The sequence below is a fragment of the Kribbella jejuensis genome (assembly GCF_006715085.1).
Classification (GTDB): domain Bacteria; phylum Actinomycetota; class Actinomycetes; order Propionibacteriales; family Kribbellaceae; genus Kribbella; species Kribbella jejuensis.
Window position 1 is genome coordinate 2,823,463 of sequence record NZ_VFMM01000001.1, and the last position, 11,421, is coordinate 2,834,883.

At 68.5% G+C, this 11,421-nt stretch carries 8 protein-coding genes; 3 read left to right on the top strand and 5 right to left on the bottom strand.

Annotated elements, in window-relative coordinates; all coding sequences use genetic code 11:
* Window positions 1–5 precede the first annotated feature (5 nt).
* A complete protein-coding gene (locus FB475_RS13925) occupies window positions 6–566 on the bottom strand; it encodes a cysteine dioxygenase (RefSeq protein WP_134012000.1) in 561 nt (186 codons plus the stop codon).
* Window positions 563–1,453 (bottom strand): amidohydrolase family protein, encoded by an 891-nt coding sequence (locus tag FB475_RS13930; protein WP_141856088.1) that lies wholly within the window; start codon window positions 1,451–1,453, stop codon window positions 563–565. Before FB475_RS13930 ends, FB475_RS13925 begins: the two co-directional genes overlap by 4 nt.
* A gap of 149 nt (window positions 1,454–1,602) precedes the next feature.
* On the opposite strand from FB475_RS13930, the gene FB475_RS13935 reads away from it, so the two are divergent.
* Window positions 1,603–2,610, top strand: a complete 1,008-nt coding sequence (locus FB475_RS13935; RefSeq protein ID WP_141856090.1) for a LacI family DNA-binding transcriptional regulator — start codon at window positions 1,603–1,605, stop codon at window positions 2,608–2,610.
* 96 nt (window positions 2,611–2,706) lie between these two features.
* Here the strand turns inward: FB475_RS13935 and FB475_RS13940 are convergent, their stop codons facing one another.
* Window positions 2,707–3,531 (bottom strand): SDR family NAD(P)-dependent oxidoreductase, encoded by an 825-nt coding sequence (locus FB475_RS13940; protein ID WP_141856092.1) that lies wholly within the window; start codon window positions 3,529–3,531, stop codon window positions 2,707–2,709.
* A 105-nt stretch (window positions 3,532–3,636) separates the two neighbouring features.
* Here FB475_RS13940 and FB475_RS13945 point away from each other — a divergent pair, with 105 nt between their 5' ends.
* Window positions 3,637–4,194, top strand: a complete 558-nt coding sequence (locus tag FB475_RS13945) for a PadR family transcriptional regulator (protein WP_141856094.1) — start codon at window positions 3,637–3,639, stop codon at window positions 4,192–4,194.
* A gap of 1,196 nt (window positions 4,195–5,390) precedes the next feature.
* Here the strand turns inward: FB475_RS13945 and FB475_RS13950 are convergent.
* Both FB475_RS13950 and FB475_RS13955 read right to left on the bottom strand, forming a co-directional pair.
* The gene (locus FB475_RS13950) at window positions 5,391–8,249 is read right to left on the bottom strand and encodes a M36 family metallopeptidase (protein WP_238332135.1); all 2,859 of its coding nucleotides are present in this window, start codon (window positions 8,247–8,249) and stop codon (window positions 5,391–5,393) included.
* 294 nt (window positions 8,250–8,543) lie between these two features.
* Window positions 8,544–9,752, bottom strand: a complete 1,209-nt coding sequence (locus tag FB475_RS13955) for a S53 family peptidase (RefSeq protein ID WP_202878321.1) — start codon at window positions 9,750–9,752, stop codon at window positions 8,544–8,546.
* 318 nt (window positions 9,753–10,070) lie between these two features.
* Here FB475_RS13955 and FB475_RS13960 point away from each other — a divergent pair, with 318 nt between their 5' ends.
* Window positions 10,071–11,363 carry an ABC transporter substrate-binding protein gene (locus FB475_RS13960; RefSeq protein ID WP_141856098.1) on the top strand — a complete coding sequence of 431 codons (1,293 nt, stop codon included), beginning with the start codon at window positions 10,071–10,073 and terminating at the stop codon, window positions 11,361–11,363.
* Window positions 11,364–11,421 lie beyond the last annotated feature (58 nt).

The window sequence follows — 11,421 nt, forward strand, 5'->3', positions numbered from 1 at the left end:
ATGCGTCAGTCGATCGGACGGAGTTCGTCGGCGTACGAGACGGAGACCCGGCGGAGTACGCCGTCCTTCACGGAGTACTGGCCCATCCGCCACAGCGGCGGGCTGTACGCGTGCACGGTGACGCTGCCCTTGTCGAGGCCCGTCAGCCGGTGGATGTGATCCGGGCCGAACCCGTACACGTCGCCGGCCTCGACCTCGGTCTCGATCGACTCGGTGCCGATCGCCAGGTTGTGCTCGACGAGCTTGCCCCGGGCAACGGCCACCGCACCGGAGGAGACGTCGTGGTCGTGCCAGCCGGTGTCGTTGACGGGCGTCCAGCAGATCAGCCAGACGTCGACGTTCGCGTCCCGGTGCAGCGAGGCGAAGACCCGCTCCTCGTCGCTGTACGCGACCTGGTCCTCCCACAGGTGCGGCTGCGCGGCGATCGACGCGGCCAGCTCGGACAGCTCCGCCGGCGTCAGGTCGCGGCCCGGAAGGTCGTCCAGCGACAGACAGTTGTTGAGCTCCACGAGCCGGCTGGCCTGACGCGCCGGGACGTTGGGTACGTCGATTGGCTGAGCAGTCACTGCACTCCCCTCTCAGGAGTAGTGGTACCGAACAAAAGTCGGAAGGGGTTGTCACGGCGGATCACCGCGGTTGCGGCGGCGCCTTGGCGGAGGTCGGCGGTGTCGGCGTACGGCCGGTCGGTGCCGTGCACGACCTGGTCGATACCGAGCACGCGCGCGACCGCGTCGATCCCCTGCGGGCCGTAGCTCGAGGTGTCGACGTACAGATTCGGGTCGATGGTGCCGAGCCGCCCGCCGCGGGCGGCGAGCCGTTCGTGGTGCACCGGCGCGAGACCGGCGGCGGCAGCGAAGCAGAGCCGGAGCTTCGGGTACGTACGGCGTCCGCCCAACGCATGCCACGCCCACCACGCCGCCTGCAACTGGGTCGTGTAGTCGACGACCGGCGCCCACCAGCACTGCTCCTCGGAGGTCCGCGCCATACCGGGGTGCACGAGGATCGGCTTGTTCGCCTGCTCGAGTATCTGCAGCAGGTCGGCTTGTGCTTCCCAGCCGGACGGCGTCGTCAGCACGTGCGCCGGCAACTGGAGGCCCAGGAAGCCTTTGTCCAGAAGGTCTTTCAGGCCGGCGGGTTCCCGTAGATCCACGGAGGCCCAAGCGCGGAACGGCTTCGGGAACTCGGCCGCGCCCTCATGCCAGGCAGCCAGCAGGTCGGCGTCGCCAAGCTCTTCTATCCCGAGCGGGCTCGACAGCGACACCGCGGCCAGTTGGGTGCCGGCGTCCTGTTCGAGCGCGACCCGCTTGTCGATCTCGTGCGCGGCCGGATCCACGTCGTACGGCGCCTCGGTGGCGGTGTGCAGCGTCCAGCCGTCGAGGTACGGCGGCTCGCGGCGGGCCCGGAGCCGCTCCACGAAAGCTTCCGGCCAGAGGTGCTGGTGGACGTCGATCATCAGCCTCTCCTCCCGCCGGTTTGATCAGATTGAAGCGCTTCAGGATGAGTAGAGTGAAGCGCTTCAAAGGCTTCGCTGTCAAGTCCGGGTCCAGCGACCGGCGGTGCCGTCGACGTGTTTTGTCGGCGCGGGCAGCTAGGGTCGTGGGCATGTCCGGAACCGGCCGGAGGCCAACCCTCAAGGACATCGCCGCCGAGACCGGGCTCTCGATGGCCGCCGTGTCGTACGCGCTGCGCGGTCTGCACGGCACGCCCGAGACCCGGCAGCGGGTCCAGGAGGCGGCCGAGCGGCTCGGCTACCAGGCCGATCCGGTCGCGCGTGCGCTCGCGTCGGGCCGCAGCGGTTCGATCGGCGTACTCTGCGCCTCGCTCGAAGATCTCTGGCAGCAGCGCGTCGCCGCCGCCCTCGGCCGCGAACTGCTCGCCCCCGACCGGAACGCCTGGATCATCGACTCGGCCGGCGACGCCGACCGCCAGCTCGAGCTGGCCCAGCACCTGGTCGACCACCGCGCCGACGCGATCGTCGTCGTACCCATCAACCCGGCCGCGAAGGCCTGGGCCGCGATCGCCCGCGAGGTCCCGGTGATCGCGATCGGCGACGCACTCCCGGCCGCGAAGGCGAAGTCCGAGGTGATCCTCGACAACGAGACCGGCGTCACCACGGCCCTGCGCCGCCTCGCCGACGCCGGCCACCACAACCTCGCCGTACTCAGCCCGACCCGTCGCTTCGAGGTCGAACGTCCCGCCGAACAGATCGCCCAACGCGTCGGCCGCGACCTCGGCCTGGACATCCGGTTGCTGCAATGCCCGCACGACCTCGCCGGTGCGACCGAGGTCGCCCGTTCCTTGCTGACCGCGGACCGCCGGCCGACCGGAATCCTCGCGCTGGCCGACTCGATGGCCTTCGGCGTGTACGCCGCCAGCCGCGAACTCGGCCTCACCATCCCCGACGACCTGTCCCTGCTCGGCTACGACGACCAGCCCATGTCCCAACTGCTGACGCCGCCGCTGTCCACGTTCCACTGGCCCCTGGACGACCTGGTCGCGCACGTCGTCACCCGCGTGACGTCCGCTGTGGACACCAACCGCCGAGTCCGCCGAACCACGCTCACCCCCACGCTCATCGAACGCGGCTCGGTCGCCGCCCCGCCGGTTTAGGCGCAGCGACGACCGCCGAGCAACAGGTTCCACCCGATTGAAATTAGACTAGATAACTAGACTTACTTCTGGTTGTCCATCATCCGGACGGGCTGTTCACTGCGGTTCGATGGCACTGAGGCCGGTGGCTGTGGCCAGGAGGCGATCGCGGAGGGCGGCCGGGAGGTTGGGCAGGATCGCGCCGAACGTCCGAGCCTCGGCTACCGCATAGCGGCGGCGGGGGCGGCGGGCTTCGACGGCGCGGACGATCACCTCGGCGACCTTGTCGACCGGACCTGGCTTAAAACGGGTCATGGCCTTTTCGTAGGCCGCCAGGTGGGGGCGGTAGAGGTCGACTCGCGCCGGGTCGGTGCGGTGGAGTGCCGCCTCGGCCGCGGCGCCTGCTCGGGTGAAGATCTCGGTTTGCGTCGTGCCGGGTTCTACCACCACGACCGGGATCTTCCAGGGCGCGAGCTCAAGGCGAAGAGCGTTGGAGAGCGCCTCGAGGCCGGCCTTGCTTGCGGACAACGCACCGAGGAGCGGCATCGCGACCCGGCCGGTCGCCGCGCTGACGTTGACGATCCGGCCGGAACCCGCACGGAGCAGCGGCAGGAATTCGCGGATGACCGACGCCGGGCCGAGGGTGTTCACCTCCAGCTGGCGGAGCCATTCGTCGGCAGGTACCAGTTCGAGCGGGCCCTGCACGATCACGCCGGCGTTGTTGATCACCGCGGCCAGCCCGTCGACCTCACTCGCGATCCGTTTCGCCGCCGCCGCGACACTCTCCGGGTCGGCGACGTCCAGCGGTACGACGTGCACGCCCGGCCCGAAGTCGGCCGGTCCGCGCGCCCCGGCGTACACCGTGAATCCGCGGCGCCGCAGCAGTCCGACGGTCGCCGTACCGATGCCGCCGGTGGATCCGGTCACGAGAACCGCACTCATATCGACTCCTTGAGATGGTCTATAGGACATGTCCCTAGGGACATATGAGAGCATGCACATGTCCGTGGGGACATGTCAAGATGTCTCCGGCGAAGGAGGCTGGACATGTCACTGCGGCACGGGCTGCTCGGGTTGCTGGCGGAAGGGCCGGCCAGTGGGTATGACCTGGCGGGGCGGTTCACCGAGGTACTCGGCTCGATCTGGCCGGCGCAGCACCCGAAGATCTACGCCGAGCTGAACAAACTCGCCACCGAGGGACTGGTCGAGGTCGAGAGCGAGGGACCGCGGCGGCGGAAGGCGTACCGGATCACCGACGCCGGCGTCGCGGAGGTCAAACGCTGGCTGACCGAAGTCGACGTCGACCACACGATGCGACTGCAACCACTGCTGCGCTCGCTGTTCTTCTGGATGATGGACCGCGACGAACTCCAGCAACACCTCGAAGCCGAGGCACGCTACTACCGCGAACTGGCCGAGCAGTACAGCGACTACGCCGCCCGCAAGGACCGCGGCGAATTCGGCTACAGCGAACAGACCCAGTCGATGCGCGTCACCATCGAAGCCGGCATCCGCCTGTACACGGCGCTCGCAGACTGGGCCGACTGGGCCCAAACCGTCCCACCCGCCAAGCCCACACCACCGGACCCTCACACTGGTCCGTGAAGCTCGGCCTGGCAGCAATGGATGTAGTCAGCCCCTCGCGTGCTCCGCGGCTGCTCCGGTCGCTGCGCTCCCTCCCGCACCCGCTCCGCACACTCCCACCCACCCCCGCTGCCGCCGTATTTCCCGGCTGCCGCCGGGGAGTTGCGAGCTGCCGCTCGCGGGTGACTGCTTGATTCCTGTGCTGGGTGAGCTGGATGTGGTGAGTGGTTGATGTGGTGAGTGGTTGATGTGGTGAGTGGTGGATGTGGTGAGTGGTGGATGTGGTGAGGGGTGGATGTGGTCAGCCCGCGCGTGCTCCGCAGGTGCTCCGGTCGCTGCGCTCCCTCCCGCACCCGCTCCACACACTCCCACCCACCCACCGGCTTAGCGCCGGCATTTCCCGGCTGCCGCCCGGGACCTGCGAGCTGCCGCTCGCGGATGACTGCTTGACGGAGGCGGTGGGTGAAGCCGCCGTTGGTGGGTGGCGCGGGTTGTAGGTGCTTGAAGTGCGGGTGTAGTGGGGCGCACGGGCTGTAGATGGTTCGAGGGTTAGAGGTGGTGAGGGGGCGGAGGTCGTTTGCCCCAACATCGAGGTTCTAAGCGTCGATCGGGAGCGGCTCACCTTCCTCACCACATTCACCACTCACCACACCCAGCTCCACCCAACACACCCGCCAAGCAGTCACCCGCGAGCGGCAGCTCGCAACTCCCGGCGGCAGCCGGAAACCCCCGGCGCCAGCCGGAAACTCTCCGGGCGATAGCCCGAAACTCCCGGCGGTAGCCGGAAACAGATGCTCCGGGCGCCAGCCCGGGGGTGGGTGGGAGTGCGTGGAGCAGGTGCGGGAGGGAGCACCGCGACCGGAGCACCTGCGAAGCGCGCGCGGGGCTGACCACATCCACCCCTCACCACACCCAGCTCCACCCAACACACCCGCCAAGCAGTCACCCGCGAGCGGCAGCTCGCAACTCCCGGCGGCAGCCGGGAACCTCCGGCGCCAGCCGGAAACTCTTCCGGCGATAGCCGGGAACTCCCGGCGCCAGCCGGAAACGGATGCTCCGGGCGCCAGCCCGGGGGTGGGTGGGAGTGCGCGGAGCAGGTGCGGGAGGGAGCGGAGCGACCGGAGCGCCTGCGGAGCGCGCGCGGGGCTGATTGTTGGTAGAACGCCGGAAGGCCGGTCGAGCGGGGTGCTCGGCCGGCCTTCGCGGGGGTGGTTGGGTTACTTGGTGCCGAAGACCTGGATTTCGGTCATGTCGGTGAACTTGCAGCCGCCGTAGGCGCCGTTCGGGCAGTTGGTCTGGAAGTCCGGGACCTGCGGGCTGAGCATCCAGAAGCGGACGTACTGGACGCCGGTCGCGTTGCCGGTCGGGGCTACCAGGTTGTACTTGCCACGGTTGGCGGAGGTGAAGGTGCCTTCCGCCGCGGTGGCCCAGGTGCTGCCGTCGGCCGAGGTCTCGATCTTGTACTGGCCGGTGGACGAGCTGCCCGGGTCGCCGCAGGTGTTCGACGGGTCGACGTTGAAGTTGCTGACGTTGACCTTCGCCGGCAGCTTGATGTCGACGTGCTTGGCGATCATCTGGTTGGTCGCCGTGCCGTTGTCGTCACCGGTGGTGCTGCCCCAGCCGGTGCCCTGCGCGTTGTCGATCGCGAACGCCGGCCCACACTGCGGGCTGAAGTCGGGACCGTTGAAGCCGGCGATCGTGCCGCCGCCGGAGGCCGCCGCCCAGTTGCGGCGCGGCGTGAAGGCTGCCTTCACACCCGGCGAGACCTTGACCGACTGGACGATCAGCTCGTAACCCGGAGCCGAGACGACGACCTTCGGGTAGGTGCCAGGAGCAACACCGGTGATGCTGTAGTTGCCCTGGGCATCGGTCGAGGCGGCGTAGTCGCCGGCGTAGCCGGACGAGTGACCGCCGATGTAGACCAGTGCGCCGGCGACCGGTGCGCCGGTGTCCTTATCCTTCACGGTGCCGCTGAGGGTGGTGGTCGCACCTGTCGGCGGCTTGTGGAAGTCCTCGACCGGGTATGCGTCGCCGCCGTCGGTGACACCGGCGTACCAGCCCATGCCGCGGTTGGCGAAGACGGTCCAGATGGTATCGGCGTTCCGGCCGCCGCTGGCGATCAGGTCGGCCTGGACGATCGCGTTGCGCATGTCGAGCATCGTCGGGTCCGCCGGAGCGAGCTCCATCGCGCGGGTGATGATGCTCATCGCGTAGCTACGGCCGAACCGCTCGCGCAGGTCCCACAGGGTCTGCGCCCAGACCTCGCCGGAGGCGTGCACCTCGGGCGAACCGCCGATGGTCGGGAAGTCGGCGTAGGTGTAGCCGCCCTTCGAGCCGTCGGGCTGGATGCAGTTCGGGCTGACCGCGTGCACCCGGCAGTCGATCGCCTGGGTACGGAACAGCTCGCCGTGGCTGACGTACCGGCCCTCGAGTACCTCACCCGGGGCGGTGGTGTCCTTCTCCAGGCCGTGCGAGACCAGGTAGTCCATCGCGTAGAAGTCGCTCCAGGCCTCGCCCATCGAGCCGGCCTGGATGCTGTTCAGCGTGGAGTTCCCGGTGGCGTCGACGACCAGGCGGTTCGACAGACCGTGGGTGTACTCGTGGTACAGGATGCTGGCGTCGTTGGCGCCGCTGGACGGGACGTAGCCCTCCTGCGCGTCCGTGGTCCCCGGGAAGTGCCACAGGTACATCTGCATGGTCGGCGGGGTGCCGTCCGGCGGGGTGTTCATGTTCGCGTTGTCGATGTGGTTCGCGTCCGGGCCGCCGTTCGCGGCGGTCGCGGCGCCGTCGAGCGCGTTCAGGTGCACCGGGTCGCCGCCCGCTGCGTCGAACGAACCGGCCGCCGGGGTGAAGCTGATCGGCGGCTTCGCCAGCCAGTCGTGGAAGTTGCTGGCCAGGTAGAACGCGTTGGTGACGTCCTGGTTCATGTTCACCTTCCAGGAGTCCGGCTTCGCCGGGTCCCAGGTGCAGATGAACGAGGCCGAGCAGAACGACGAGGCGTTCTGGAAGGTGGTCAGCTTGTACTGGGCGCCGGTCCCGCTGGGTCCCGCCGTGCCGGGCACCTTGACCGTCTCGCCGGCGTTCGGCTGGTTGTCGTCGTTGACGTCCGCCCAGGCCGCGACCGACGTACCGTCGAGGAGGGTCTTGGCGTTCTTCGGCAGCCACTTGTTGTAGATCAGGTTCTCGACCCGCTGGGTGCCGCCCTTGGCCGCGCCCGGGTAGTAGTCCTGGACGAGCGCGTCGCCGTTGGCGGCGCTGGACAGGTTCCGGCGGTACAGCAGGCCACCGGTCTGCGCGTCGATGACGTGCGAGTAGACCTTGGTGCCGCCCGCGTTGACGTACGTCAGCCAGCCCTTGCGCAGCCCGTCGGCGGTGTGGAACCAAACCTCCTTCGCGGTGTCGCCATTGCTGAAGGTGGTGCTGACGCCGGACGTCTTCGCGGTCGCGGCCTTGACGTTGCCGCCGACGTCCTCGATGGCGGCGCTGCGGGCACCGGCCGCCGACAGCTTCGGAGCCGCCGCGGCGGACCGGCTCTGTGCGGCCGAGGTGAGGCCGGAGACCGGTGAACCCATGATCGAGACGATCTGGCCGTTCTTGGTGACGTTCGCCTTCAGGCCGTTGCCGAAGACCTCGACGCCGTCGACGACCTGGGACCAGAAGACGTGGTGGGTACCGAGGTCGTCCACGTAGTCCTTGCGCAGCTTGAGCGTCTTCAGGTCCGCGTCGGACAGCTTGAAGACCTCGGGGTGCGCCTTCACGTAGTCGAGGACGATGACCTCGGCCTTCTTGGCGCTCTTGCCGGTGAGGAAACCGTTCAGCTTGGTCACCTGAGCCGGGGTACCGGTGTTCGGGTCGAGCTCGACGACACCCTGGGCACCGAGCGAGTTCCGGAACTTCTCGGAGGCCGCGGTCTCCTTGCCGGCCACCTTGGCGGCCCGCGCGTACGTCGTCTTGGCGTCGGGCGTCCGGGCGTCGTAGTAGCCCTTCTGCTCCTTGCCGGTGAAGTTCTCGGACTGGGCGGCCTTGCCCTTGTCAGGACCGGCGGTCTGCGCGGCGTTCGCGCCGGCGGCGGTCATGGCCAGCAAGGTAGCGGCCGCGGAGACGGCTGAGACTGCCAGGAGCCCCCGCCCTCTGCGTGATGTGGTCACAGCAAATCTCCATGGAGTTCGAATCAGCGGGTCGCCCTCCACGACCCGTCCCGGGGGCTGACCTTAAGCCTGCGGGGCGGTCCGGGGAAGAGAAATCCCCGGATTGTCGCGGAGTCGAGGGTTGTCCTTCGTGTTCGGAACAGTACTAGGAGCAATCGGGCAGTTGCACGCAGCCACTACCCGATTGCTCCCGGTGTCGCATTCCTGAGAATTACCCGAATGTCAGAAAGCGCCGGCGCCGTTCGGCGTACCGAGGCCGGTCGGGCCGTCCCACCCGGTGCGGGCGTTGCACCACTGGGTCGTCGGGCAGCTGCCGTTGCTGCCGCTGGTCACGTCGAACAGCGAGCTCGTGTGGCCGTACGGCAACGCGTTCGCGTACCCGGCCGTGTTGCCGGACAGCGCGTACACCGCGGCGATGATCGGCGCGGCCTCACTCGTCCCGCCGAACTGCGCCCACGTGGACGCGGTCTTGCTGGTCGGGTAGTAGATCGCCATACCGCCCTTGCCCGGGTCGGCGGCGGCCGAGACGTCGGCCATCGCACGCTTCGAGCAACCGGTGTCGAACGAGGACGCGGCACTCAGGGCCGTGTTGTACGTCGAGCAACCCGAGCCGGCGCCGCTCCACACGGACTCGCTCCAGCCCCGACTGTTGCTCGCGGCAACCAACGAGGTACCGCCGACGGCGGTGGTGTACGACGAGGACGCCGGGTAGCTGCCGCCCTGATAACCGTTGTCACCGGTGGATGCGGTGACCGCGATGCCCGGGTGGTTGTAGTACGCGCCGTACGTCGCGTCGTCCGCGTCGCCGCCGCCGTAACTGTTGGAGATGGCAACGACTCCCGGCTGCTTGGACGCGGTCACGACCGCGGCACCGAGATCGGCGAAGCTTGCCGAGTTGGCCTGGACGACGACGATCTTCGCGTCCGGCGCCGCCGCCGAGACCGCGTCGACGTCGAGCGCCTGCTCACCGCCCCAGCCGGCGTTGAAGCGCGGTAGCGACGTACCGCCGCTCTGGTTGATGATCCGCAGGCAGCCGTTGGCCGTCGTACACGCCGGCAGGCCGAACTGCGAGCGGTAGACGCCGAGGTCGCGCTCCAGGTTCGGGTAGCCGTACGCGTCGACGATGGCGACCGTACGGCCGTTCGCGTGCAGGCCGGCGAGCTTGTACGCGCTCTGCAGGCCGGACGGGGTCAGACCGGTCGACGGCGGCGTGGTGGACGCGGGCGCGACGCCCTTGTCGTTCACCAGCTTGACCGCGTCGCAGACGGCGGTGTGGGCGGCGGTCGTCGCGGAGCAGACCTTGGCGGCGTGCTTTCCGGCGGTGTACGGCGTCGCTCCGGTCTGTGCCGACGCACTCGACATCGCTGCGGTTGCTCCGACGAGTGCGAGCGCACCGGCGCTCAGGGCGGAGACGAGAATCCGTTGCCTCAACTGGACTCCTCGAGGTTGGGCGAGCCTCCGCATGGTCCCGATCGGCCGTGGGCGGAGGCCGGCTTGATTTGGGGGTGTTCGCATCGTGCGTCGCGCGCCGGTACGGATGCCAGCGATCGGACCACTGACAAATGTCATGGGGAAATCCATGACAGCTGCCCCGGTCCGGGCGGATTTCCCGCGTGATCACGCGGTCACGGTGCGCTGTGACGGCCGTGAAGGATTCCCCCTGAGTTTCCCGTCGCGCGATCTTGACACCGTTTCGGCGGCCGGGACTATGCTGCCGAGAAATCGATTTCCCGCCTAGAGAGGTCCACCATGGCTTTGCTGAGTCGGCGACGGTTCCTTCAGGCCACCGGCGGTACGGCGATGGCCGCCGCGCTGGCCGGCTGCGGTGGCGGCGGGAGCGGTGGCGGCGGCGCGTCGTCGAAAGAGCTGTCGTTCGTCTACATGGGCACGGCGGAGCAGCAGGCGACCTGGAACAAGCTGTTCGCGAAGTTCTCCGAGCAGCACCCGGAGATCAAGCTCAAGGCCGAGGGCATCCCGCTGTCGAACTGGGGCGACTTCTTCAACAAGCTGTCCACCCGGATCGCCGGCGGCCAGGTACCCGACGTCATCCAGATCGCCACCGAGGGCCAGCGGCTGTTCGCGTCCAAGGGCCTGCTTGCGCCGCTCGACGACTACATCAAGAAGGATCAGTCGACGATCGACGAGTACTACGCCGACATGGACCCGAACCTGATCGAGTGGGACAAGAAGTACGCCTCCACCGACGGCAAGACGTACTACCTGCCGGGTGAGTTCAACACGATGTGCATGTGGTACTCCAAGGACCTGTTCGCCAAGGCCGGCGTACCGGCGCCGACGCCGAAGTGGACCTGGGACGACTTCCGGCACGCGTGCGAGCAGATCAAGGCCAAGACCGGCGCGTTCGGGTACGCCGCGGGACCGGAGTACTTCGCGGCGATCATGCCGTGGCTGCTGACCAACGGGACCAGCAGCTTCAGCGAGGACTGGTCGAAGCCGACGTACGACGACCCGCGCGTGATCGAGGCCGCCGAGTTCAACCGGAAGCTGGTCGCGGACAAGCTGTCGCCACCGCCGGGTGGCACGTTCGACGCGACGACCGCGGCGGCACAGGGCAAGCTGGCCATGTTCGGCGGCGGGCGCTGGCCGATCATCAGCATCCGGAACCTGAAGGCGACGGCGAAGATGGGCATCGTGCCGTGGCCGGTGAAGGTCCAGCAGGGCTCACCGGTCGGCTGGAACGGGTACCCGATCCTGAAGGCGTCGAAGAAGAAGGACGACGCCTGGACGTTCATCAAGTTCCTGATCTCCAAGGAAGGGTCGTCGACGTTCGCGCAGCTCGGCGGCACGATCGTCCCGGCCCGGAAGTCGATCGCGAACAGCCAGTCGTTCCTCGAGGACGCCCCGTCCGGAACGGAGTACCTGTACCAGGCGCTGAGCTACGCGACACCGATCCCGTCGCCGGACAAGGGCGCCGCGGTGCAGAAGGTGATCGAGGACGGCTGGAAGCAGGTCCTGACCGGTAACGCCGCGGCCGCCGACGCACTCGGCAAGGCGCAGACGACGCTGGAGGGATTGGTCTGAAACCCCAACGTCGTGATTGGCTGCCGGGCTACCTCTTCATCAGTCCCGCCGTTCTGCT

What these genes read in the sequence shown, in the direction of transcription:
- FB475_RS13930 (WP_141856088.1), bottom strand. Translation starts at nt 1,453, where the DNA reads ATGATCGACGTCCACCAGCACCTCTGGCCGGAAGCTTTCGTGGAGCGG.
- FB475_RS13935 (WP_141856090.1), top strand. Translation starts at nt 1,603, where the DNA reads ATGTCCGGAACCGGCCGGAGGCCAACCCTCAAGGACATCGCCGCCGAG.
- FB475_RS13940 (WP_141856092.1), bottom strand. Translation starts at nt 3,531, where the DNA reads ATGAGTGCGGTTCTCGTGACCGGATCCACCGGCGGCATCGGTACGGCG.
- FB475_RS13945 (WP_141856094.1), top strand. Translation starts at nt 3,637, where the DNA reads ATGTCACTGCGGCACGGGCTGCTCGGGTTGCTGGCGGAAGGGCCGGCC.
- FB475_RS13950 (WP_238332135.1), bottom strand. Translation starts at nt 8,249, where the DNA reads ATGACCGCCGCCGGCGCGAACGCCGCGCAGACCGCCGGTCCTGACAAG.
- FB475_RS13960 (WP_141856098.1), top strand. Translation starts at nt 10,071, where the DNA reads ATGGCTTTGCTGAGTCGGCGACGGTTCCTTCAGGCCACCGGCGGTACG.